General features: G+C 56.4%; 17 protein-coding genes. 12 read left to right on the top strand and 5 right to left on the bottom strand.

The window, feature by feature from the left end; all coding sequences use genetic code 11:
• The 9 genes from VIN30_RS11350 to VIN30_RS11310 form a co-directional block, all read left to right on the top strand.
• Nucleotides 1-4,763: helicase HerA domain-containing protein (locus tag VIN30_RS11350; RefSeq protein WP_338211617.1), on the top strand; the 4,763-nt coding region annotated here is incomplete at its 5' end.
• A gap of 79 nt (nt 4,764-4,842) precedes the next feature.
• Nucleotides 4,843-5,919: a DNA sulfur modification protein DndB gene (gene dndB, locus VIN30_RS11345; RefSeq protein WP_338211616.1), complete on the top strand. Its 1,077-nt coding sequence runs from the start codon at nt 4,843-4,845 to the stop codon at nt 5,917-5,919.
• A complete protein-coding gene (gene dndC, locus VIN30_RS11340) occupies nt 5,916-7,412 on the top strand; it encodes a DNA phosphorothioation system sulfurtransferase DndC (RefSeq protein WP_338211615.1) in 1,497 nt (498 codons plus the stop codon). The genes dndB and dndC overlap by 4 nt, the downstream gene beginning before the upstream one ends.
• Entirely contained in the window at nt 7,412-9,355 is a 1,944-nt protein-coding gene (gene dndD, locus VIN30_RS11335) for a DNA sulfur modification protein DndD (protein WP_338211614.1), read from the top strand. Before dndC ends, dndD begins: the two co-directional genes overlap by 1 nt.
• Nucleotides 9,349-9,726, top strand: coding sequence for a DNA sulfur modification protein DndE (dndE, locus tag VIN30_RS11330; RefSeq protein WP_338211613.1), 378 nt, complete (start codon nt 9,349-9,351; stop codon nt 9,724-9,726). The genes dndD and dndE overlap by 7 nt, the downstream gene beginning before the upstream one ends.
• A gap of 8 nt (nt 9,727-9,734) precedes the next feature.
• A complete protein-coding gene (locus tag VIN30_RS11325) occupies nt 9,735-10,892 on the top strand; it encodes a cysteine desulfurase family protein (protein WP_338211612.1) in 1,158 nt (385 codons plus the stop codon).
• Nucleotides 10,893-11,072: 180 nt separating this feature from the next.
• Nucleotides 11,073-12,035 (top strand): DUF5692 family protein, encoded by a 963-nt coding sequence (locus VIN30_RS11320; protein WP_338211611.1) that lies wholly within the window; start codon nt 11,073-11,075, stop codon nt 12,033-12,035.
• 269 nt (nt 12,036-12,304) lie between these two features.
• Entirely contained in the window at nt 12,305-13,039 is a 735-nt protein-coding gene (locus VIN30_RS11315; protein WP_338211610.1) for a type IV toxin-antitoxin system AbiEi family antitoxin domain-containing protein, read from the top strand.
• Complete coding sequence (locus VIN30_RS11310; protein ID WP_338211609.1) at nt 13,036-13,815, top strand: nucleotidyl transferase AbiEii/AbiGii toxin family protein; 780 nt, start codon at nt 13,036-13,038, stop codon at nt 13,813-13,815. Before VIN30_RS11315 ends, VIN30_RS11310 begins: the two co-directional genes overlap by 4 nt.
• A gap of 342 nt (nt 13,816-14,157) precedes the next feature.
• Here VIN30_RS11310 and VIN30_RS11305 read toward each other — a convergent pair whose 3' ends face one another.
• The 5 genes from VIN30_RS11305 to VIN30_RS11285 form a co-directional block, all read right to left on the bottom strand.
• Nucleotides 14,158-16,116, bottom strand: a complete 1,959-nt coding sequence (locus VIN30_RS11305) for an ADP-ribosylglycohydrolase family protein (protein WP_338211608.1) — start codon at nt 16,114-16,116, stop codon at nt 14,158-14,160.
• 134 nt (nt 16,117-16,250) lie between these two features.
• Nucleotides 16,251-17,855 carry a glutamine-hydrolyzing GMP synthase gene (gene guaA, locus VIN30_RS11300; protein WP_338211607.1) on the bottom strand — a complete coding sequence of 535 codons (1,605 nt, stop codon included), beginning with the start codon at nt 17,853-17,855 and terminating at the stop codon, nt 16,251-16,253.
• 278 nt (nt 17,856-18,133) lie between these two features.
• Nucleotides 18,134-18,976, bottom strand: a complete 843-nt coding sequence (locus VIN30_RS11295; protein WP_338211606.1) for a tyrosine-protein phosphatase — start codon at nt 18,974-18,976, stop codon at nt 18,134-18,136.
• Nucleotides 18,977-19,260: 284 nt separating this feature from the next.
• Nucleotides 19,261-20,700, bottom strand: coding sequence for a cation:dicarboxylate symporter family transporter (locus tag VIN30_RS11290; protein ID WP_338211604.1), 1,440 nt, complete (start codon nt 20,698-20,700; stop codon nt 19,261-19,263).
• Between the two features lie 15 nt (nt 20,701-20,715).
• A complete protein-coding gene (locus tag VIN30_RS11285; RefSeq protein WP_338211602.1) occupies nt 20,716-21,093 on the bottom strand; it encodes a sulfurtransferase in 378 nt (125 codons plus the stop codon).
• A 434-nt stretch (nt 21,094-21,527) separates the two neighbouring features.
• Here VIN30_RS11285 and VIN30_RS11280 point away from each other — a divergent pair, with 434 nt between their 5' ends.
• The 3 genes from VIN30_RS11280 (at nt 21,528) to VIN30_RS11270 (ending at nt 24,348) form a co-directional block, all read left to right on the top strand.
• A complete protein-coding gene (locus tag VIN30_RS11280; RefSeq protein ID WP_338211618.1) occupies nt 21,528-21,812 on the top strand; it encodes an ArsR/SmtB family transcription factor in 285 nt (94 codons plus the stop codon).
• Nucleotides 21,813-21,873: 61 nt separating this feature from the next.
• Nucleotides 21,874-22,101, top strand: coding sequence for a cation transporter (locus VIN30_RS11275; RefSeq protein ID WP_338211600.1), 228 nt, complete (start codon nt 21,874-21,876; stop codon nt 22,099-22,101).
• 315 nt (nt 22,102-22,416) lie between these two features.
• Nucleotides 22,417-24,348, top strand: coding sequence for a heavy metal translocating P-type ATPase (locus VIN30_RS11270; RefSeq protein WP_326426100.1), 1,932 nt, complete (start codon nt 22,417-22,419; stop codon nt 24,346-24,348).
• The last annotated feature ends 8 nt before the right edge of the window (nt 24,349-24,356 follow it).

The raw sequence follows: 24,356 nt of genomic DNA, 5'->3' as shown, positions 1-24,356 counted from the left end.
CTTGCGGGGCCGTCCGGCTAACTGGGAAAACCCTGCCGTCGCTCAGGCGTTCGGCTGGCTCTGCAATTCAACCTGTCGATGGAATTTCCGCATGCAGCGAATTCAGGGATAAACAGACACTTCGCCGTCTAGAAGACAATGCGGGCGAATTCGAAAGAATTGATCAAGCGTTTAGTCGCGGTGATTTTGCCGAGAAACTAGAGGGGTCTTATACCGCAAAGTTAATCAAAGACCTTAAGGACAAAAAAAGAGATGACGAGCCCTGGTACGCTGACCTTGAATACAAATCCGTAATTTCGTCAAAGAAGAGCACGGGCCACATCGAACTGAAGGAAGGCTCATTTACTGTCGATGTTCCGAGTAATCCAGACATCGTAATATCCCCAAGCCAGTGGTCGTATCGGCTGGAAGGAGATAGCTTAGCAAAGCGCAGAAGAATTCACTTTCTAGTATTTGCTCCGGATGAAGCGAAAGATGTAGCAATTCGTTATCGGCTCGACGACATACTTAGGGAGTCTCATATTGACGAGGCCAAACAGATCAGGTGTTTTACTGAAAAGGAGGGAGCGGGGCGTCGGGCTTGCACGACCGTGCCCCTTGAAACGGGAAAGACGTCAACTTTCGCCCAGGCGAAAGTTGACAGATACACGCTCAGCATCGCTGTCATAAAAACTGACATGTGTTATTTTGACAACCTTTTAAGCCGATCATTGGTTAGAGCAAAGAACAAGCCCAGCAAGTGCTGTCTTGATCTGTCGGTTGTGGACGAAAAGTTGGTGTTTAACCCTTCTGGCAAAATCTTTGTTGAGGAGAATCTTGCTCCAGAGGGGCAGTATTCGTGCCACATTGACCAATGCCTGACCATTCTCGTTGACGACGCAAAACTTGATGAGGACACTTCAAACGTGCGTTTTAGCGTGTCCTGCGGAGGATGTCCAGTTCCCTTCTCTGTCAGCAAGGATGTCAGGAAAATCCCTTCGCTAACTCCGGAGACTGTCTACAGAGAAAAGATTACCTGCAAACAAAGTTTCAGGCTTATTGACGACTCTCATCTCCAACTCGGAGCACGCGAATTCTCTCTGCAGAACAGGTCTCTGATCGACGCTCTTGCTGTTGGCAAGAAAATGGTGCAATCGGGCTGGCTTAGCATGAGTTGCAATAATGGCGAGTACGCATGCCGGAGCCTCTCTCTTCCCCAATCTCTCAGAGACTCTTATAACCGTCTTATTGAATATCTAAGGCACAATGACCTTTTACCGACACTTACTTATTTCGGCACAGAACAGCTGAAGCCCCTTGTAGAAGACTGCGCTGAGAAGTACGCAGAGGCGATTTCCTCGATTCGCGAAGGCGCTTCTTCGCAGGAATATGCCGACCTTCTTGAAATAGGCGCTATTTACTGTTCTGCTCCAACAAAGTTCGTCACCTATACCCCCTTGCATCCCTTGAATCTCGCCTATCAACTAAAGGTTATAGAGTCTGGTGAAATTGACGCAGGGGAGGATCCCAGACTCAGGGCTGCCGTTTCGAAACTTGGCCCATCGCAAATGCTGCCGATGATACGCTTTGAGGAATGCTGCTATGCTGCGTCCGACTCGCTAGGACTCCCAGAATGGTCACGCTATTATCCGCTCAACTCTGACGAAGCAAAAGGCTCCGATAGCTTTATTGCGCGATTGGTGACTGGAAAAATCGAAGATTATCTAAGCCACTTCGCCTTCTTGTTCGAAGGCTCTTCTGATCACAGGCTAAAGATTGCATGCCATGATCTTGGGAAGTGCGAAGAGGTGTTCGTGGGAATTGTCGGGTACCTCTTTAGACAACTTGACAAGAATCAAATCCCTTCCGAGAACATAATCAGGATTCATGTTGATTGCTATGGCAGCCCGGTTGAATCGACTGCTTTCGAATACCTTTTTGACCAAGACGCCCTCGAAGGCTTTCTTATCGAGAAGTCATTGATTAATGAGGAATCTGACTACCAGAAGTATGAATTCGTCCTTCTTCTTCTCGAGCATCTTAGTTTCTCATTACATGATTCCGGCGAAGCAGACAAGCAGCTTAGTTATTCGCACATCGCTTTTGTGGCTGGGTCCTCCGAAGTTAACCAAAACACGAATTTGTCGTCAGAGCTAAACACCGGAATTATGCTTTCTGGCGCAATTGGAGTAGAACCAACAACCAATTCCAACGGCTGGTTTAAAAGCGGATTTGGCACCAAATTCGCCAAAGATAATGAGTTCTTGAGGTTCGTATCGAGGCTTAACTCGCTTCAAGTTGCGGCCTATAGCTCATCTCCCTTCCAAGATGGAGTAGTGCTGACCGCCGCTGTTAACCCCGCAAGCGAGAAGCTGCTGGAACGTATCTACGACGCCTCAAACTGGGTTGTCTTGATAGATCCCAAGGTAGACCCCTCGTATTTCCATGAGAAGGAAGGAGCCGGAAACCTTTTGATCATCTACTACACGGACCAAGAGTCTTCAAACGGATATGACGCTATTACCGTTACGAAAAAGTCCGCGCAGTACGAGAGCGTTATCCGCGAGGCGCTGGCGGGGGTCGCGAACGGCGATATGGGCGACCATGTTAGAGATGTAGTCAACTTTGCCAATGCATTTAATGGGACTTGGCTGCTAAGTTTTCTTGCATCCGCGAAAAACAATTATGTGCCCCGGTCCAGAATGAGCACACTGGCAGCTGTAAAAGCTTCCGTAGCGCACTACGCCCATGATGGCATAGTGTGGGTGCCCCTTTCCCTTGAAGAAATACTCCGCGTCTCCTCCGGCTTGGGACTTTCTCCAGACGACGAGCTCTTATCGTGGAAAAATTCGGGGCGGTCTTCCAAGGGGCCGAAATCCGACGATATCTTGCTCGTGGGGGTTTTGGGCGATGGAAGCAGACTGCGTATTGTTCTCCATCCTGTTGAGGTGAAAGTTGGACACTGCAACAGTAGCGAAATCGACAAAGGCGTTGCCCAGGCTTCTGCAACTTACTCTGCTTTTATGGAAAGCTTCTGGGGGGATGAGATCAAAGGCAGACTTTCAACTCGTATAGCCAGAAATTCGTTCATGCAAAAAGTACTTATCAGTGCCTCAAAAATGAAGATGTATGAAGTCTTTCCGGCAGTTAATTGGAATTGGTTGCTGGATGACTGTCGAGAAGCTCTACAGAACGAGGATTATGAAATCATTACCGCCAATGAATGTGGGCTTCCCAAAGGAACGGTGTGTGCCTTTAAGGATGATGCGGATGTTTTAAACATTGATGAATGTGAAGGAATAAAAGTCATTACAATTCCGTCCATAACAATTCCCGATATTACAGTTGGCGGCAATCTAGAAACAAGAAAAATAGTAGGCTTCCATGAGTTTGTTGTTGACTTGCCAGCGGGAAATGTCGGCATACCAGCAGGAAATGCTGTTGCGGTCGAATCTTCACATTTGGAAATGCCTGAGAAGCCTCACGAGGGGCCGTGGCCGGACGATGATCCTTCTGATTCTGCAAGTAATCCCATGGAAAGCGATTGCCCTCCTGCATGCGGGGGCGTAGATATTTCGGTGGAACCTTCATCTGCGATCCCTTCAGGGATCAAGGTTCTCCTTGGGGAGGATCGGGATTCTAATGGTGAGGTGCTGTGGGAGCCGTGTGACACCAGCAGGCTTTTCCATACCAACACTGGTATTATTGGCACAATGGGCACCGGAAAAACCCAATTCACCAAATCACTTGTAGCTCAGATTTATGCAAACCGCTTCGAAAATCCAGGTAACAGCACGCTTGGCATTCTGATTTTCGACTACAAGGGAGATTACAACTCCCGACAGCACGATTTCATTCAGGCCACGAATGCAACCGTTTACAAGCCTTACCATCTGCCCTTTAATCCACTTTCAATAAATAGGCGCGAAAATGATTTGCCGTTGCTTCCCAAACATGTTGCGAATACCTTTAAAGACACATTGGTGAGGGCTTGCTCGTCTTCCAAGCTCGGGGCTATCCAAGAAAGCATCCTCTACAACTTCATCATGAAAGCCTACGAGCTCAAACAGATAAAACCAGATGATGAGGCAACTTGGGACAGGGTTCCACCTACATTTGAGACCGTCTACAGGCTTTACATGGACGATGAAGATACGAAGAAGAACGACTCCCTCGCAGCAATCATGGACAAGGTTCATGAGTTCGAGATATTTGAAAGCGATCCTCTAAAAACACGTTCTCTCTATGACATGCTCGATGGCGTGGTTGTGGTAGATCTATCTGGATATGACCAAGATATCCAAAACCTCGTCGTGGGGATTACGGTAGATCTTTTCTATTCACAAATGCATTCTCACGGACACAGTTCGTTCCATGGAAACCTTAGAGAGCTCACGAAAATGATCTTGGTTGACGAGGCGGACAATTTCCTTAGCCAAGGATTTCCATCATTGAAGAGAATCCTGAAAGAGGGGAGAGAATTTGGAGTGGGCACGATTTTATCCACCCAATTTCTCAAACACTTCAAATCGAAAGAAGATGACTATTCGAAGTACATTCTTACCTGGGTTGTGCACAATGTCGCTGATTTGGATCCATCTGATATCAGGTTTGTGTTTAATACGGAGGCTAAAAGTCCAGCAGAGAATTACCTGTTTAACGAGGTCAAACAGCTGGCAAAACACTGTTCGATAGTGAAAATGGGCGAAGGGGCTGCTCCAATCTCCATGCGCGACAGGGCATTCTGGGAATACTGGCGTGATAAGAATTCTCCTATGAATTAATTGCTTTCCTTCAAGACGAAATGCTACTTAAGTAGTAAACTACTTAAGTAGCATTTCGCTATCTACTGAAGGAGCGTAGATGGATTTCGCATATAGATTCCCTGCTGTGAGGGGCTTGCAGGCGGGACGCAATTACTACATTGCAATGCTTCCGCTGCGCATGCTTCCCAAGCTCTTCGTCTCAGATGATGAATACATTCAGCCCGAGTATCGGGCGCAGAGAAGGCTCAACGAGCAACGAATCCCCGAGATTTGTAATTATATCTTGGATAATCCCAACACTTATGTATTCTCTGCGCTTGCAGCATCTATTGACGGTGAGATTGAGTTTAACGAGGTAGGATCTGGGCCGTTGGGAATGCTTGAAGTCTCGATGGATGCCACCTTTTTGATAAACGACGGCCAACATCGCATCGCTGCTATTCTGGATGCCCTGTCCGAAAGAGACGATCTTGGTTCGGAAACCATTTCCGTCGTTTTTTACGAGGATCAGGGCCTAGCACGCAGTCAACAGATGTTTACAGATCTGAACAAGCATGCGGTCCGCACCTCTAACTCAATTTCAGAGCTCTACGACTCGCGCGACGAACTTGCCGTTGCTACTCGTATGGCAGTGAAAGAGGTTGATTTCATCGACAGGTACACCGACAAAGAGAAAGACAACCTCGGCAAGCTGTCTGCCTCTCTCTTCACGCTCAACATGTTCTATAAGGCCAACAAGAAAATACTAGCAGGAGACGACGTCAGTGACCTCTTCAGCCGTTTTCTCGTGCAGTACTGGTCGGCGGTGGCAAGCCATATGCAGCCCTGGATCGATCTGGACTCCCGGTCCCTGTCTAAACAAGATTTGCGGGAAAAAACCATTGCGACACAGTCGGTTTGCCTCCAGGCGCTGGGGCGCGTCGGCGCCTATTTCTTCAAAGAGGGCGATGATCTAGTCGCGCTTGAATGCCTTGAGGAGATCGACTGGAGCAGGGACGCAGACATTTGGCATCTTAGGACTATTAACAGCAAGGGGAGAATTATCACAAACGAAGCCGCCATTTATTTGACTGCCAATGCGATAAAGACCTCTTTAGGCATACCTCTCGGAGAGGAAGAGAGGGAGAGGGAGTCATCGTTTTTAGCCGGGCGCCACGAAGGGAATGGAAAATGAATCCCAACATCAGCCAGACGGTAACGAAAGACGAAATCGAAGGATTGATGGAGACAATCCGAAACCTTTATCAAGCCGACGACGTTCCTTGGGTTATAGGATACTCGGGAGGCAAGGACAGCACAGCGACTTTGCAACTCGTGTGGCTCGCTCTACAGTCGTTACCCGCCGAAAAACTAAGCAAGGCAGTTCACATTATTCATACCGATACGATGGTCGAGAGTCCGGTTGTCGAACGCTGGGCCGAGAAGTCTTTAGACAAGATGCGACAAACTGCAAATGAAAGAGGCCTGCCTTTTGCTATCCATAGGCTGACGCCAGCTCCTGACCAAACTTTTTGGGTAAATTTATTGGGTCGCGGCTACCCTTTTCCAAGAAAGAAGTATCGTTGGTGCACGGATCGAATGAAAATCAGACCTGTCAACGATTTCATTAAAGGACGAATATCTGAATACGGAGAGATAATCCTCGTTCTTGGCACCCGCAAGTCCGAGAGCAGCAGGCGTGCAAGGACCATGGCCCACTACGAAAAGAAGCGCATCAGGGAATTGCTGAGCCCGAACCCCTCTTTAATGAATGAATTGGTGTTTTCCCCCATTTCGGAATGGGGGAACGATGACGTGTGGCTCTTCTTGATGCAGTACAAGAATCCTTGGGGCTACTCCAACAACGAGCTTCTGACATTGTATCGTGGAGCAACAGCCGACAACGAATGCCCTCTCATGGTTGAGAAAGACTTGCCAAGTTGCGGCAAAAGCCGCTTCGGGTGTTGGGTGTGCACCATGGTTTCCGAAGACAAGTCGATGCAAGCGATGATTAACAACGACGTCGAAAAGCAGTGGCTGGGTCCGTTGCTCATGTTCAGAAACGAAATTGGGAACGAAGAAGCCGACCTCTCCCGAAGAAGCTTCAGGAAAATGAACGGATCTTTACAGGGAGACGAACGAAAACTCCATCATGGCCCATACAAAAAAGAAGTTCGTGAAGAGTGGCTCAAAAAACTTCTTGAGCTTCAACTGGTGGTAAGGCAACTGGCACCGGAGGAATATTCAGATCTCGAACTAATAAGTTTAAATGAACTGCAGCAAATTCGAAGGATTTGGGTATTTGAGAAGCATGAATTCGATGATGCCGTTCCCAGGATATACAGGAGCGTGACAGGGGAGGACTTCTCGGATGACACATGGATTACTCCTTCTTCGCTGGGTAACGAGGAATGGGAGTTGCTTCGAGACATCTGTACGGAAATCTCTCCCGACGAAGAGTTGTCATTTGAACTCGCCTATTCGCTTCTTGACATCGAAGCAAGATCCCAAAGTCTTAATCAGCGAAAAGACATTTTCAGGCACCTTGAAGCTGCGGTGCGGAAAAACTGCTATTCGAATGAAGAAGATGCGACAAGGTTTTATCTTGCTCGTCGAGAGAGGGCGGAGCACGCCGATCTCCAAATCGCAGAGAGGTCACTCGACGAGTTTGAGGGCGGTGAGGAATAGTGCGTCTCGTATCCCTGAAGCTTAACAACTTCGGCATCTATCGCGGCGTCAATGAGTTTCGGTTCAAATCCAATAAGCCCGTTGTCCTTATTGGAGGTATGAACGGCAGGGGCAAGACAACGCTGCTTGAGGCTGTTCTCGCAGCGTTGTACGGTGCAAACTCGGTTGCATATGCCGAAAGCGAGTATTCAACTTTCGGACAGTATCTAAGAGCAAAGACAAACATGGACGATGGCTCCACAAAAGCCAGAATTGCGCTTGCCTTTACGCATGAAAAAGATGGCCACACCGAGCTCCTGACCGTAACTCGTTCATGGGACGTGTCTGGACAGCGAGTCCGTATGGAGACCGAGGTTGATCGTAACGGAACTTACGATACGTTCCTGACTGAAAACTGGCCCGCATTCGTCGAGGGCATTCTTCCTAGGGCATTGTCAGGGTTTTTCTTTTTTGATGGAGAAAAGATAGCAGAGCTTGCTCTAGATGGATCAGAGGAGCAGCTTCGGGAATCAATCCGCGCGCTTCTCGGCGTATCCGTTGTTGACTCGCTGCAAAGAGACTTGTCGACTTTGGCGCGTCGTGTAGGCAAAAGCCAATCGGCCAGGGAAACAGTTGCTTCCGTCGAGGCACAGGTGCGAGGGATTGATTCGTTAAAGGAACTAATCTCAGATTACGATATTGAGATCAAGGAGCTTGAAAGTAGGAATTTTGCACTTGAGAAATCACTAGAGATGTTTCGGACCGATTATATGGCGGCAGGTGGAGAGGCTGTCGCGCAAAGAGCGGCTTACGAAGAGAGGCTTGCGACACTCGAACATCAGCTCTGCGACGTAAAGGAGATGGGGGTGCAACTTTCAAGCGGCGATGCACCGTTCTCCATGTTCGCATCTTCTCTTCCTGAGCTGTCTGACAACATGCGAAAGGAATATGAGCGTTCCATGATGGCTGGCGCTTTGAAGCAACTCAACGCCACGCTTGATGAGTATAGCGGTGACGGTGAAGTGATCCGGGAATTTCTTTCTTTCGCAGAGGGGCGAATAGCTTCGAACTCATCAACGCCGATATATGGCGCAACATCAGACAAAGTGGAGGCGCTCTCAATGCTTGTATGGGGACTTCCAACAATCGAAACCGAGTATCGGCTCTGGAAATCCAGAAAGGCAGAGCTGGAAGCAAAGATTGACGAGGCAAAGAACTTTTTGTCGATTCCTGTTGATGAGTCAGCAGTGAAGACAGCGCGCGCAGCCATAGACCAAACGACGAAAAAGCTGACCGATATCGGCAAGGAGCTTTCGATACTTCGCGAGAAGAGGGCTTCGACTAACGGGGAATACATCAGGAAAAATGCTGAGTATAAGCGTTCGATGAGACGCTACCTTTCCGAACTCAACGCCGCCGAGGACGACGCTCGTGCTGTGAAGTACATAAAACTCGCTGAGGAAATATTTGAAGAGTACGCCTTGAGGTTGCAGGAAAGAAAAACTGGCTTGCTGGCTCAAACCATTACAGAATGTTACGCAGCTCTCGCCAACAAGAAGACGCTGATATCTAACGTTGTAATGAATCCCCAATCGCTCGAGCTGACATTCTTCGGCACCGATGGTCGTCCTGTCGATCGCGGCTTGCTTTCGGCTGGCGAGAAGCAGCTGATGGTCATATCGATATTGTGGGCTCTGGCAAAATGCTCAGATAAGAAACTGCCGGTAATAGTCGACACCCCTTTGGCGCGTCTCGATTCCGCGCATCGAATGTCAATTGCGAAAACCTATTTCCCAAACGCATCTGATCAGACAATCATCCTGTCGACGGACTCTGAGGTGTTCGGAGACTATTACGAGGCCTTAAAACCAAATATCTCAGATGAATACACACTTGTGTATAGCGACGAAACCCGTTCTACAGCAATCGTTGAAGGCTACTTTAAAGGCGGCAGATCATGCTAATGAAACAGGTGCGCATATCCGCGCAATCAAAGGATAAGCTGTCGCGATTGAAGGGCAAAACTGGAATAAAGAACTGGAATATCCTCGCGCGCTGGGCTTTCTGCTATTCCCTAAAGGAAGGATCGATTCCGGTTGATATAGCCATTGAATACGAAGGCGGAGTTGAGATGTCTTGGCATACGTTTGCTGGCGATATGGGATGCGTTTACGAGGCGCTTCTCATTGACTGGTGCAGAAACAACTGCCTCGAAACAGATGAAATTGCTCTTGCAAAGTATTTTACTTTGCATCTTGAACGTGGAATTGGATATCTATCCGGAACAAACTTCATTCGGTCTATAGATGATCTTCTGGCACTAGGCCTCGAATAGGAGAGCGTATGCCGACATACCTAGATTACAACGCGACCACCCCTATCGACCCTCGTGTTGCGGATGTAATGCATGACGTCTATATAAATCATCTGGGCAACGCAGGGAGTAGAACTCATTTGGAGGGTGAAGACTGCCGAAAAATAGTTGAGCAGGCGCGAGCCACGGTCGCTTCTCTTGCTGATGTTGATACTTCAGAGGTTGTTTTTACGAGCGGGGCCACAGAGAGTGACAACATTGCAATTCTCGGTTTGGCGGAATATGGAAAAAGAAACGGTCGAAAGCATCTCATAACTACTGCAATCGAGCATAAAGCAGTTCTAAATGCTGCGAAGCACTTGGAGGATATGGGATTTGATGTCGAATATGTTCCGGCCGCTAAAAGTGGCACTGTGGCAGCGGACGACATTCTCGGTCGAGTCCGGGATGATACGCTTGCCGTTTCCGTAATGCACGTGAATAACGAGACTGGCATCATTCAGCCCGTTCAAGAACTGGGCGAACGCCTCTTGTCTTGTTTTCCCCATACTTTTTTCCACATTGACGCCGCTCAAAGCTTCGGCAAGCTTGTCGTTAATGTCAAAAAGCTCAAATACGATCTAATGTCAGTAACAGCCCATAAGATGTATGGACCGCAGGGAATTGGCGCGTTGATAACGAGGCGGCGTAACTATGCATTGCCTCCGATAAGTCCTCTTTTTTTTGGTGGTGGACAGGAAAGGGGTATTAGCCCCGGGACTCAGCCGGTTGCGCTTATTGCTGGCTTTGGCAAGGCGGCCGAACTTTGCTCACTTGAATGGGTTACGGATTATGAGCGAGAAGTTGAGGTTAAATCCCTTGTAATTGACATGCTCAGTAGCTCTGGTTTGCAATTCGAAATTAACGGAGACCAGACTCGCTCGGTGCCTACATGTATCAATGTCAGTTTCGAGCAGGTTTCGTCCGAAGCCCTGATGATTGCAACAAAGCAAGAGCTTTCCATCTCCAATGGATCAGCGTGCACATCAAGTAGCTACGAGCCTAGTTATGTATTAACGGCGATGGGACTTGATTTGGAGCGAGCTGAATCCGCCGTACGAATTTCATGGGGAAGAGGATCTAATCCCGAAGATGTCTCCAAGAGTATTTCAGCGCTGTTGACGGCGGCTAGGCTGTTGCAGAGATAAATCAAGGAGACCGACGGTAATGTCAAAAAGATCTCTTGGTGTCAAAAGCTATATTTTTTGTGAAATATTGCGATACCGGCATTTGCTAGACTTCAAGCGAATCGACCCGTACACGGGCGCATCGCAAGCCGCATTCCCGCCTCCGAAATGCGCGGGCACATGCCGACGAAAGGAGACCTCATGGGCATCCTCTACCAGGCAGCCGACCCCATCTACTGGGTCATTTGGCTTTTCGTCCTCTTCGCCCTGATGGCCTTCAACGAGCTGGGCCGCGCCAAGCTGTGGTGCGGACTCGCCCTGTTCGCGGTCGTGCCGATCGCACTCACCCTGTTCGTGTGGCCCGAAACTGCCGCGCCCGGCAACGAGTACGGCACGGGCACCTGGTTCAACTGGGTGAAGACCTACTCCGCGCTGGCGGGGTGCCTCGGGTTCATCGCGCTGCGCTTCGTGAAATGGCGCGGCAAGGACGGCAAAACCCACTACCTCTACGAGAAGCGCTGGGCGCTGTGCTTCCCGCCGCTCATCCTGGCAATCAATATCGCTGAGGCCGTCATTCGCGACTTCCAGGTGTTCAGCTTCGGGCTGTGGCAGGGCGGCGTCGTTGAGAACCTGTGGACCATTTCGGGCCCGTGGAACATCATGAACGGCATCGCGGGCATCCTGAACATCATCACGATCTGCGGCTGGTTCGGCATCTTCATCTCGAAGGACCCGTCGAAGGACATGATCTGGCCGGACATGATCTGGGCCTGGGTCATCGCCTACGATCTTTGGAACTTCGCCTACACCTACAACTGCATCTCGGACCACTCCGCCTACTGCGGCCTGGCACTGCTTCTGGCCTGCACCATCCCGACGTTCTTCATCAAGCGCGGCGCATGGCTGCAGCATCGGGCGCAGACGCTGGCGCTCTGGATCATGTTCGTGATGACGGTGCCCCAGTTCGCTGACGTGCTCGCCCCCATTCCGACCACGCACAACCCCACGGCGTTCTTCGTGGTGAGCCTGCTCGCGCTGGCGTCGAACGTGGTGCTGGCGGCCTATCAGTTCTATCGCATCCGCAAACTGAAGCTGAACCCGCTGAAGGACCAGATCTACGCCGACACGAAGACCTACCAGCGCATCGTGGAGGAGAACGAGTAGAGGGGCGAGGATGCCAGAGGTATCGGTTTGCCCCTAACGCGACCAGCGACTCACATATTCGAGAGCCTCGGAAAACTGCACACGCAATCGATCCTTTTTGCCGGTGGATGCCTATGAGGAACACAGGTTTCGACAGTTGATTCATATTGTCTAAAGTTACGAATTCTGTTACTTTGGGAAATATGAATCAAGCTACGCTTCAACATATGGATAGAGAAATGAGAGCATCCGGGCTTTCCACCTGGATGCTCTCCCACGGCGTAACGTCCATGCGCACCGATGAGATAGCCAACTTGCTAAGTATCCCACCCGGGCAGGTGAGAACGCGCCTGGCAGCGCAGAGAAAAGCCGGAGCCATCGTCTCGCCGACAAGGGGGCTTTGGGTGCCAGTGCCCCCGGAAAGGGCCACATGGGGAGCGCCGGAGCCGGACGCCTACATCAATGACATGATGGCTTTCCTTGGATGTAGCTATTACGTGGGCTGGTTAAGTGCCGCCTTCCTGTACGGCGCAGGACACCAGGCGCCCCAAGAGTTCCAGGTAGCATCATCGAAACATATTTCCGACAGGGAGATCGGTCGATCGAAACTGCGCTTCCTGACAAGAGGCCGCATCGACCAGATCCCAGCAACGAGAATGGTGTCAGGCTCCTCTTTCGTGCGAGTTTCTACAGTCGGCGCAACAATGCTCGACGTAGCGGCGGATCCCGACATCTCAGGCGGCCTCGACAACGCGGCAACGGTAATCGCGGAGCTCGCTTGGGAGAACGACGATTTCATGAGCGACGTTCTCACCGCCGCCCCCGCCCATTCCGCTGCCGCCGTCAGAAGACTTGGGTGGATCTTAGAGCATGTTGCAGAAATCGATGGACTGGGCGATCTGGCTAGAGCCTCCGCGGAAAAGGGCGCCTCGCCATCTTACCTGTCCCCGAACGCCCCAAGAGGCGGATCGCTTGATGTGCGCTGGAATATCTTCGTGAACAAGGAGGTCGATCCAGATATATGATTCCCGAAAGCATTGTGACTCAATGGTCCATCGATCACCCTTGGCCGAGCGCGGATCAAGTCGAGCAAGACCTCCTTCTTACGCAAGCAATCTGCGAGATCTCAAGCGATGAATTGCTTGGAAAGGAACTCGTGCTGCGCGGAGGCACTGCCTTCCATAAACTTTATCTAGCGAAACCGGCGCGCTACAGCGAAGACCTCGATTTTGTGAGGACGAGCGCCGGCGGCATCGGAGACATCATGAAGCGGCTCACCGCCATGGGAAAAGACCTCGGATTTGAAGTGAAGACCCAGATGGCGGCCCATCCCAAAGTCTTTTGGCGGTTTGTCTCCGCATCCGGCGTCAAGCGCAAGATCAAGCTGGAAATCAACACCTTCGAACGCTCCCCTATGCTTTCCCTCACCACTCTTCCCCTGCTTGTAGAGAACAGTTGGTTTTCCAGGCAGGCCGATGTTCCCGTGTTTCAAGTCGAGGAGCTTTGTGCGACAAAAGTACGTGCCTTGTACCAGCGCTCGAAAGGCCGAGATCTGTTCGATCTGTGGCTCGCTTTAACTGAGCTCAAGCTCGCACCAGAAGACATTATGGCCGCATTTGATGCCTATAGACCGCAAGGACTCACGCAGGCCCTCTTAAGGAAAAACCTCGAGACAAAGCTGGCCGACAACGACTTTTGCCACGACTGCGATTCGCTCATCATCGGAGGAGCCGCAAAATTCGGATACGACGCTCAAGAGGCAGGTAGAATCGTAATCGAGCGGATAACCTCCTTGGTCTAAAGTGCATCAAGCGTTGCCACCATCGAGGCGAGGCGCTGGTCACTTTGCAGAAGCCGCTCTCGATGATCTCTTTTCCACGAAGCCGCTCCATCCATTCCTGAGGGATGGAACCAAGGCCGTACATCGTCCTGACCAAAGCGCCGATCACGCAGGCGGTGGTGTCGGTATCGTCGCCCAAGTGTTCACGATCTCCGTCACACACTCCTCGTAGCCGTCGGCATTACAGGCACACCGCATCGAGGGCTCGGCCATCGGAAGCGTAGGCGGCTCGTTTTTACAAACATTCTGTATCGCCGTGGCAACTTGCCACAGCGGCTCTGATCAGGCAGCACGTCTCCTAAACTAAAACAGGCAGCTATCTATTATCTCCTTGCCGCGAAGCTGCTCCATCCACATCCAGGGAATGTCATCTGGACCGTACATCGACCCCGCCAGGGCTCCGGCGACGCAGGCCGTGGTGTCTGAATCGTCCCCGAGATTAACAGCTTCGAGCACGCATTCTTCATAGCTGTCAGTGTTGCAGGCGCACCAGAGCGCCGCACCCAGGGTGTCGAGGACATAGCCAGTCGACCGGATGCCGTCTCGTGACGCATTCTGTACGCCTTTGAGAAACGCGAAGCGCTCGTCGTCGGGAATGTTCCGCCCTATGGCATCCTCGATCCATTCCCCCGCGAGCAAATCCCGAAGGACGTGCACGAAGAAGACGCACGCCTCCATGGACACGGGATGCGCGTGCGTGATGGCAGAGACTGCCCGTATCTCGTCGTCGGTGGCGTCCGTGAGCGCCAAAGGCGCGATGCGCATGAGCGATCCGTTGCCGTTCGACCTCTCGCCGTCGCAGCCGAACCCCTGCCGGAGCGCCGCGGCGGTGGCATTCCCCACGTCGAAGGCGCTGCCGTCAGCGGTATACGCGCCCTCGAAGAGCCACGCCTGGAAGCGCTCCCGCATGTCCTCGATGTCGAAGCCGCCACGTTCCCTGATGCTGTCGCAGGTAGCGAGCAAAAGTGACGTGTCGTCCGAGAACGTGCCAGCGGGCATCCCGTGCGCCCCTCCGCCGACCATGCCGTCGCATTCGAAGCTGTCGCGGGCCATGAACTCATAGGGAACCCCGAGCGCATCGCCGATGGCGGCCCCGTAGACCACGCCCCTCAGGCTCTTGGACGGACGATGTTCCGCGCTCGGCCGCTCGACGGTGCCCACGAAGAGCGGGTGCCCGTCGGGCGCGGTGACCGCCACGGCGAAGGGTCTGTCGAAGACGATCTCACGCGGCTCGGGCTTGTCCTCTGGGAGTGCCCCGGCGCATACGCACATAAGTGCGTACGACGCCCCCTCTAGCCCCTCCTCGTCGATCTTGAGCCTAGTGCTCTGGATGACGTCGTCGACCATAAGATCGTCGGGACTGAGGGGGCCGAAGTCGGCCCCGGGCTCGAACAGGCGCGTCAAGCCCGCTTCCATGAGGAAGCGCTTGAGGTCCACACCGTCGGATACAAGCTCGAAGCGGGGCATGTACACCTTGCACTCGCGATAGGACTCGGTGCTCTTTCCGGCGATATTTGAGGAGATGTTCTTCCAAGCGGCACCGGTGGAAACGTAATCCTTCAGGGAGCAGCCTGCAGGAGGCAGCGACGCGTACATCCTGCATCCCGACGTGAGGTCCTTCGACAAGGTGGTCGAACCCTCCGTGTCGAGGACGTCGTAGTGGTCCCATCCCAGCATGAAGTCCGCCCTCACGGCGTTTCCTCCATCCAGTTGGAAAACGCGAGGCGCGTCCTCTTCGAATCCGTCGCTCCACGAATCCCTCAGGTGCATCGCCCCTATGAGGGCGGCCAGCGTATCCGGACTCATGTCAGGAGCCTCAGAGTAGAGGCCACCCGTGTTGCTGGAGAGCCATTCGCCCATTCGGGCTTTAGCGTCCTCGCCGCCCATCGCGACACGCTCGATGGCGCATGCGATGGGAAAGCCCTTTCTCGCCAGCTCTGGGTCGTTGGTCCTCACGTCCTTGTCCAGCCATATCGACGCCCCAGTCGAGTACTGGAAGTTCTTGCACCCGTACTTCGGCCTCTCGATCTCCGAGATGGAGGCGGCCTCTGACCTCATCTGCTTATCGCCGCCGAGGGCGTCGACGATCTGCGCCCGCGTGTCTCCGCCAGTGACCGCTGCAGCCAGCGACAATGTTTGGAAAAGGCAGGAAGGCGAAATGACCGTGTTGCCGGGTATGCCCGTAATCATCTTGAAGAGTCTTCCAGCAAGTCCGTTCAGGCCGTCAGCATGCTCGCTCTTCACGGCATCAGCATTGCACACGGTTATCCTCCTAATCGTTCCACCAATCGGGGCCACAGGCAGCCATGACCGTAAGCTGAACTTCGAGCCACCTACCTTCTTCGCTCACGCAATCCCATATGAGCGCAATAAAATCATCCTTGAACTGGTAAAACTTACTCCCACTCGATCGTCGCCGGGGGCTTGCTGGTGATGTCGTATGCCACGCGGTTCACGCCGGGGACTTCGGCTACTATGCGGCCGGAGATGCGGGCTAGGACATCGTAGGGCAAACGCGCCCAGTCGGCGGTCATGGCGTCGGAGCTTTCGACGGCGCGCAGGATGACCGGGCGGGCGTAGGTGCGCTCGTCGCCCATGACGCCTACGCTCTTGATGTCGGGCAGCACGGCGAAGTACTGCCACACACCGTGTTCGCTGTTGCGCTCGCCCGTCTCGGCGAACAGGCGCTCGTTGTAGGCGTCCAGCTCCGCCCGCACGATGGCGTCGGCGTTCTTCAGGATGTCCAGCTTCTCGGCGTCCACATCGCCGATGATGCGGATGGCCAAACCCGGCCCCGGGAAGGGCTGGCGGTGCACGATGTAGTCGGGCAGCCCGAGCGCCGTGCCCAGCGCGCGCACCTCGTCCTTGAAGAAGTGGTCCAAAGGCTCAATTAGGTCGAAATGCACGCCCTCGGGGAACGGAATCAAGTTATGATGCGACTTGATGGTGCTCGCCTTCCCGCCGGTCTTGCGCGCGCCGCTCTCGATGATGTCGGGGTAAATAGTGCCCTGGGCCAGGTACTTCACCGGGCGGCCGTCCTGGGCCAGGTCCTCCGCCACGGCGAAGAACTCCTTCCAGAACTGCGTGCCGATGATGCGGCGCTTCTCCTCCGGGTCGGTCACGCCGGCCAGAAGCTCCAGGTAGCGCTCCTCGGCATGCACGTGAATGAAGTCCACATCGAACTGCTTCGTGAACACCTCTTCCACTTCCTCGGGCTCGCCCTTGCGCAGAAGGCCGTGGTTCACGAATACGCAGGTCAGCTGCTTGCCGATGGCGCGAGCACACAGCGCCGCCACCACCGACGAGTCCACGCCGCCCGAAAGGCCTAAAATCACGCGGTCGTCCCCCACCTCGGCGCGGATGGCCTCCACCGAGTCCTCGATGATGGAGTCCATGGTCCAATCGGGCTCAAGCTCGCACACGCCGAACAGGAAATTGCGCAGCAGCGTCTGGCCGAACTCGGTGTGGCGCACCTCGGGGTGGAACTGCGTGGCGAACAGGCGCCGCTCGGGATATTCCATCGACGCCACCGGGCACACCTCGGTGCGCGACGTGATGGAGAAGCCCTCGGGCACGCGGCTCACGGCGTCGCGGTGGCTCATCCACACGGTCTGCTCGCCGGGAGTTCCGTCGAACAGCGCCGACTCGCCCGCCCGCGTGATGACCGCCGGGCCGTACTCGCCCTTCTCGGTGTGGGCCACTTCCCCGCCGAGCGCCACGGCCATGGCCTGCTGGCCGTAGCAGAAGCCCAGCACGGGAATGCCGAGCGAGAGAATCTCCGGGTCGATGGAGGGCGCGTCTTCCGCATACACGCTGGCCGGGCCGCCGGACAAGATGATGGCCGCAGGCGCCATAGCACGCACTTCCTCGGCCGTGATGTCGCACGGCACGATTTCGGAATACACGTGCAAATCGCGCACGCGGCGGGCGATGAGCTGCCCGTACTGGGCGCCGAAATCGACGACGATGACAATCTGTTCCGGGGTTGCGGACTCAGCCACGGTGCCTCCTTGGGTTGCGGAATGTTCGAGGGCGATTTTACACCTCCGCGCACGGGGGCATATTTCCAGCGTGCGAAATATCATCAAACTGCGGAATGGGCGGCGAGGGAGATCCTTCGACTTCGCGCTCCGCGCTGCGCTCAGAATGACACGGGAGGTTGGGGTCGCCGCGAGAGTGGAGCAGATAATGCGCGGAAAGACGCCAATAGGGATCCTTCCCGAGCGGGCGACCTGAAGGCCGCCCCTACGGTGGGCCGCTGTTCGGGAATGACTGCGAGTTAGTGCAAATACTTCGCGCGCAGGGCCGCCTGCTTCTCGGGGCCGAAGTCCAGCGCCTCGGCAAGGTAGGCGTCGAAGGTACCGAAAGCGTCGCCCACAGCGTCCATGGCGGCGTCGTAGTAGTCGGCGTAGGCGTAGAAGAACGAGTCGATATCGGCATCCAGCCCGCGCAGAGCCGGCAGCTTCGCGGCCAGAGCATCCAGAATGCCCTCAGCGCGCGTGCGAGCGAACAAGTTGGTGGCCAGGTAGTCGGCGCGCACATCGGGCTCAGGCACGCCGAGCGCGCGCTCCACCACCACGGCACCCAAGCCGGCGCGGTCCTTGCCCTCGGAGCAATGCCACAGCACCGCCCCGCCGTCCGATTCCAGAAGCACGTTCAGAAGCGAGCGGTACGCCACCCGTCCTGCATCGCCCAGCAGAATCCGCGGATACATCTTCTTCACCATCTCATGGGGCTGGGCGCTTACGGCCTCCAGCGCCTTCATGTCCTTCGCGAGCCCCGCTCCGTGGGTGATGCCCATGGTCTCGCCAGCAAGCGCCGGGAGGTCGTAGAACACCACGCCCTCCATGAGCTCGCGAGGGTCGGGTTCCTTGTCGCGCTCCAGCTCGGTGCGGAAATCGACCACACCTTCCAGATGATAGTCGGCCAGGAGCCGCGCGAGGTCTTCCTCGGTCGCCTTGTGCAGCGCGCCCGACCGCAGCAGCAGTGCCGGCTTGATGCGGCGTCCATCGGCCGCGGGCAGACCGCCCAAATCGCGCGTGTTGTGCAGCCCCTCGAAGGGAATGTGCCCGAATTCGGGAAAACCGGGAATAGCCTCGGGTGTCGTCAGAGTGCCGACCATCGGAAACCGCCTCTCACCATTGCCGTAATGCGCCTCCAATGGTAGGCGACCGCAACCGCAAGCGCGCCAAACATCCCGCAGCTGTCACGAGTTCGTAGGGCGGAAGGGGGGGAAGAAGGCCAAGAAAATGCTGGGGAGCCAGCGGGGAGCCCCGTAGGGGCGGCCTTCAGGCCGCCCGCGGGAAGAGCGGGAAATGCAAGTCGGAAGGCTTCGCGGCCTTTCGGGCGGGCTGAAGCCCGCCCCTGCGGGAGCTTCCCTACGGGAGCCTCCCTACGGGCACCCCCCTACGGGCGCTTCCCTTGCGCTGCGCCGATCTCCGTGTCGGCCTCCGCGGCAGTTGCGGCGGCCTCAGTCCCCGCCATGCTGGTGGCGCCTTCCCCAGCCGGCTTCTCGCGACCTGCGCCCGCGCCCTCGGCAATCTCACCATCGAAGAACGTCTCCTGGGCCGGGCTCATGGCGTCAGCCACCTCGTGGCGGTTCGCGTAACCCGAAAGGATCAGCGTGAGCGCGCCGTCGCCGGTCACGTTGCAGGCGGTGCCGAAGCTGTCCTGCAGCGCGAACACCGTGAGCACGAGCGCCGTGCCGGCTCCATCGAACCCGAGCAGCCCCGTGACCAGGCCGAGCGACGCCATCACCGTGCCGCCCGGCACCCCGGGAGCGCCAATGGCGAACACGCCCAGCAGCACGCAGAACAGCAGCATGGTGGGCAAGCCGGGCAGCGCGCCGTACAGAATCTGCGACACCACCATGCAGAAGAACACCTCGGTCAGCACCGACCCGCACAGATGGATGTTCGCGAACAGCGGAATGCCGAAACTCACCATGTCGCGCCGCAGCGTCTTCGCCTGACCGGCGCATTCCAGCGCTACCCCCAGCGTGGCCGCCGACGACATGGTGCCCACCGCCGTAAGGTAGGCCGACCCGTAGTGGCGCAGCACCTCCCAGGGGTTCGTGCGCGAATAGACGCCGGCCGCCCCGTACAGCACCGCGAGCCACACGAAATGCCCCACGAGCACAATGGCGATGACCACCAGGAACACCGGCAACTGGCTCGTGAGCGCGCCTTCCCAGGACAGCCCCGCGAAGGTGCACACAATGAAGACGGGCAGAATGGGAATAACGATCTTCACCACGATGGCGAGCACCATGCGCTGGAATTCCACGAGCAGGGCCGTGAACCGCGCGGCCTTCACCCACACGGCCGCCAGCCCTAGCATAAGCGCCAGGGCCAGCGCGCTCGTGACGGGCATAATGGCGGGAATATCCAGCGGAAACTCCAGGTTGGGAATCTCGCGCAGGGCCTCGGCGCCGTCGGCCAAGGTGAGATGCGGAATGATGCCGAAGCCGGCCGCCATGGAGAGCAGGGCCGCACCCAGGGTGGACGCGTAGGCTATCAGCAGCGCCACGCCCAGAATGCGCGACACGTTCTCGCCCAGCTTCGCGATGGAAGGCGCAATGAACCCGATGATGATCAGCGGCACGCAGAACACGATGATCTGCCGCAGCACATCACCCACCGTGGCCACCACGGCGATGACATCGGCCGAGGCCAGCTGCCCGAGCACCAGGCCCACCACCACCGCCACCAGCAAGATGAACGGCAGGCTTGTCACCACATGGCGCACTACCGCCGCAACACCACCCTTGCCCAGCACGGCAGCGGCGCGGCCTGCCTTATCGGCAGCCGCGCCGTCCGCATTCGTCGCATGCCCTTTCGTCTCCATAACCCTCGCTTCCCCCTATGAAGCCCGCGCGAACGCTCGGTCGGTGCGTTCCACAGGCCGCGCCGGATCGCTCGTCCAGTCGTTCATGCTGCCCGCATACAGGTACAGCTGGCTATAGCCGGCCTGCACCAGGTAATCACAGGCGATCTTCGCATGGATGCCCGACTGACAGTACACGATCACGCCATCTTCGGGAAAAATGCCGTTATCCTGGAACATTTCCGCCAGCGATTCGGACGGATCAGCCGCCGCGGCCGCCACGTCAAGCCGAATGTTCACCGCCGTGGGAATATGCCCTGTGTTGTAGTACAGCGGCGGCCGCACGTCTACCAGGGGCACGCGCCCGATCTCTCGCTTCACATAGTCGGCATCCACGATCTTGTACGCTCTCATTGCATCACCTTTCATTCGAGCCTTCGATGCGCAGGATAGGTCGAAAAAGGGCGGCTCACCGCGCCGCCATTCCGAGCCTCGCAGGGCCCGGGCCACGCGCATCGCGTCTTTTATGGTAGCTCTACGCGCACCGCCGGCGACAACGAGGCCCTTACGCTTTGTTTGCCGTTGGGCGCAAAGAAAACTTTCTCGCTTCCCTCCCCTTGACAGAACCGTGACGCTCCCTATACTTATGAATAGTTGTTCATATGTTGTTATATCGATAAGAAGGGATCAGTCGAACGGCCGAATCCTCTGACCTAAAGCGAAAGGAGCAGCCCATGGCCACTGCCATCGAGCGGGAAGCGGAGGCCGTCGTAAGCGCCGCGCAGGCATCGCTCGCCGATTGCGCCTGCGGTTGCAACCGCCCCGATACCGAGCCGCTGTTCGCGGAAATGCCCGACGAAGAACTGCTCTTCGATGTGGCCGACCTGTTCAAGGCCTTCTCGGACACCACCCGCATCAAGATTCTGTTCGCGCTGATGGGCGGTGACCTGTCGGTCGGCGAAATCACCGAAGTGGTGGGCTGCACCCAGAGCGCCGTCAGCCACCAGCTGCGGAACCTGAAGCAGGCTCGCCTCGTGCGCGCCACCCGCGACGGCAAGAACGTCATTTACGCCCTGTCCGATAACCACGTGTACACCATCCTCGCCCAGGGCATCACCCACATCTGCGAGTAATCCCCGCCGCGCCATCCCAAACCCCCAGCCACCATTAAGTGGGAACGAGAAAGGAACCACCATGCGAAAGGCATTCAAACTGGAGAACCTGGATTGCGCCAACTGCGCCGCGAAGATGGAAGCCGGCATCAGCCAGCTGTCCGGCGTAAACAAGGCCACCATCAGCTTCATGACGAGCAAGCTCGTGATCGACGCCGAGGCAGACGACGCCGAGGCCTTCGCCGCCATCATCGACGCCGCCCAACAGGTATGCACCAGCTATGAGAAAGACTGCCTCATCAAGCGCTAGCAGCCCCCTCAAGCCCGTAAGAGCAGCTTCTGAGCAGGGGGGCGCTCGACGCGCAGTTCAATGCGCCCGACACCAGCCCCCTCAAGCCCGTAAGAGTAGTCGGCAGGCGCGGGGCGTGCCTCCGCGCGCAGTTCCGCAGCGCCCCCAGCCTACTGTTCTCTCAACCCCGTAAGAGCAGCTTCCGATCAGGGGGCGATGCTCGACACGCAGTTCCGCAGCGAACGAAACAGCCCAGTGGGCTGTTTCGCCGAGCGAGGACTGTCTGAGCATCGAGTATTGCCCCCTGATCGGAAGCGGACCCAGAAGGACCCCATCATGAGCCCCAAACAAAAGCGACTCCTCACCCGCATTATCGTCGCCCTCGTCATCTTCTTCGCCATCATCGTCGTGGAAAACATGGGCATCCTGCGCGACGCCTTCGGCACCCCCGGCGACGTGTACGCTGAGTTCGTGCTCTTCCTCATCCCCTATCTTATCGCCGGCTACGACGTCATCGCCGGCGCCTTTAGGGGACTCGCGCGCGGACACGCGCTCGACGAGGACTTCCTCATGACCGTGGCCACCTTCGGCGCGTTCGCGTTGGTGCTGTTCCCGCATACCGAGCCGCACATGGCCGAAGGCGCTGCCGTGATGCTGTTCTTCCAGGTGGGCGAGCTGTTTCAGAGCTATGCCGTGGACAAGTCGCGCAAGTCCATCGCCGACATGATGGATATTGCGCCCGAGTTCGCCAACGTGATGGAAGAGGGGAAGCTGAAGCAGGTGGATCCCTTCGAGCTGGCCCCCGACGACGAGTTCATCGTCATGCCCGGCGAGCGCATTCCGCTGGACGGCGTTATCGTGTCGGGCGACAGCCAGGTGGACACCGCAGCGCTCACCGGCGAGTCGGTGCCCCGCACGGCGCGCCCGGGCGACGAGGTCATCTCAGGCTGCGTGAACCTCACGGGCAAAATCGTCGTGCGCGCCACCAAGCCCTTCGAGGACTCCACCGTCAGCCGCATCCTGGAGCTGGTGGAGAATGCCGCCGAGAAGAAGGCTCGCACCGAGAACTTCATCACGCGCTTCGCCCGCGTGTACACCCCCATCGTCGTGGGCGTGGCAGCACTTCTGGCCGTGGTGCCCCCGCTGCTGCTCGGCGGCGACTGGGCCGACTGGGTGCTGCGCGGCCTCACCTTCCTCGTGGTGTCGTGCCCCTGCGCGCTCGTCATCTCGGTGCCGCTGTCGTTCTTCGGCGGCATCGGCGGCGCCTCGCGCCTGGGCATCTTAGTGAAGGGATCGAACTACCTGGAGGCTTTGGGCTCCACCGAGGTCGTGGTGTTCGATAAGACCGGCACGCTGACCGACGGCACCTTCGCCGTAACCGAGATTGCCCCGGCCGCCGGCTTCACCGAGGGCGAGCTCATCGCCACCGCGGCGCTGGCCGAGTCCTTCTCGACCCACCCCATCGCGGCATCGGTGCGCGAGGCTTACGGCAGCCCCCTGGACGCCGCCCGCGTGAGCGACGTGGAGGAGATCAGCGGCCAGGGCGTGGCGGCACTCGTGGACGGCAAGTCCGTGCTCGTGGGCAACGGGAAGCTCATGGGCACCCGCAACGTGACCTTCGAGGCGACCGATGCCGCCGGCACGGTGCTGTATGTGGCCATAGACGGCCGCTTCGCCGGGCACGTGGTCATCGCCGACACGGTGAAGCCCCAGGCCAAGCGCGCCATCGCCGATTTGCACGCGGCCGGCGTGAAGCGCACGGTCATGCTCACCGGCGACCGCGCGGCCGTGGCCCAAGCCGTGGCAGCCGACCTCGGCATCGACGAGGTGCACGCCGAACTGCTGCCCCAGGACAAGGTGTCCCAGGTAGAAGCGCTGCTGGCCGCCACCGAGACGACCACCCACGGCAAGGGCAAGCTCGCCTTCGTGGGCGACGGCATCAACGACGCGCCGGTGCTCACCCGCGCCGACATCGGCATCGCCATGGGCGCCATGGGGTCCGACGCCGCCATCGAGGCCGCCGACATCGTGCTCATGAACGACAACCCCGACGACATCGCGAAAGCCATCGACCTGGCTCGCCACACCATGCGCATCGTCTGGCAGAACATCGTGTTCGCGCTCGGCATCAAGTTCGCCGTGCTCATCCTGGCGGCCTTCGGCATCGCGAACATGTGGATGGCCGTGTTCGCCGACGTGGGCGTGGCCGTCATCGCCATCCTGAACGCCATGCGCGCCATGAACGTGAAGCGCTACGAGAGCAGGTAGCCCCGAAG

This window comes from Adlercreutzia wanghongyangiae (genome assembly GCF_035989245.1).
In the GTDB taxonomy this organism is placed as follows: Bacteria; Actinomycetota; Coriobacteriia; order Coriobacteriales; family Eggerthellaceae; genus Adlercreutzia; species Adlercreutzia wanghongyangiae.
The sequence above is the reverse complement of the archived record's forward strand: the minus strand, read 5'-3'. Positions and strand labels throughout refer to the sequence as shown.

Bases quoted from the DNA above. Each gene is read 5' to 3' on its own strand.
- VIN30_RS11295 (WP_338211606.1), bottom strand. From the start codon at position 18,976: ATGGTCGGCACTCTGACGACACCCGAGGCTATTCCCGGTTTTCCCGAA.
- VIN30_RS11315 (WP_338211610.1), top strand. From the start codon at position 12,305: ATGCGCACCGATGAGATAGCCAACTTGCTAAGTATCCCACCCGGGCAG.
- dndE (WP_338211613.1), top strand. From the start codon at position 9,349: ATGCTAATGAAACAGGTGCGCATATCCGCGCAATCAAAGGATAAGCTG.
- VIN30_RS11310 (WP_338211609.1), top strand. From the start codon at position 13,036: ATGATTCCCGAAAGCATTGTGACTCAATGGTCCATCGATCACCCTTGG.
- VIN30_RS11280 (WP_338211618.1), top strand. From the start codon at position 21,528: ATGCCCGACGAAGAACTGCTCTTCGATGTGGCCGACCTGTTCAAGGCC.
- VIN30_RS11270 (WP_326426100.1), top strand. From the start codon at position 22,417: ATGAGCCCCAAACAAAAGCGACTCCTCACCCGCATTATCGTCGCCCTC.
- VIN30_RS11320 (WP_338211611.1), top strand. From the start codon at position 11,073: ATGGGCATCCTCTACCAGGCAGCCGACCCCATCTACTGGGTCATTTGG.
- VIN30_RS11275 (WP_338211600.1), top strand. From the start codon at position 21,874: ATGCGAAAGGCATTCAAACTGGAGAACCTGGATTGCGCCAACTGCGCC.
- VIN30_RS11285 (WP_338211602.1), bottom strand. From the start codon at position 21,093: ATGAGAGCGTACAAGATCGTGGATGCCGACTATGTGAAGCGAGAGATC.
- VIN30_RS11325 (WP_338211612.1), top strand. From the start codon at position 9,735: ATGCCGACATACCTAGATTACAACGCGACCACCCCTATCGACCCTCGT.
- VIN30_RS11290 (WP_338211604.1), bottom strand. From the start codon at position 20,700: ATGGAGACGAAAGGGCATGCGACGAATGCGGACGGCGCGGCTGCCGAT.
- dndB (WP_338211616.1), top strand. From the start codon at position 4,843: ATGGATTTCGCATATAGATTCCCTGCTGTGAGGGGCTTGCAGGCGGGA.
- dndC (WP_338211615.1), top strand. From the start codon at position 5,916: ATGAATCCCAACATCAGCCAGACGGTAACGAAAGACGAAATCGAAGGA.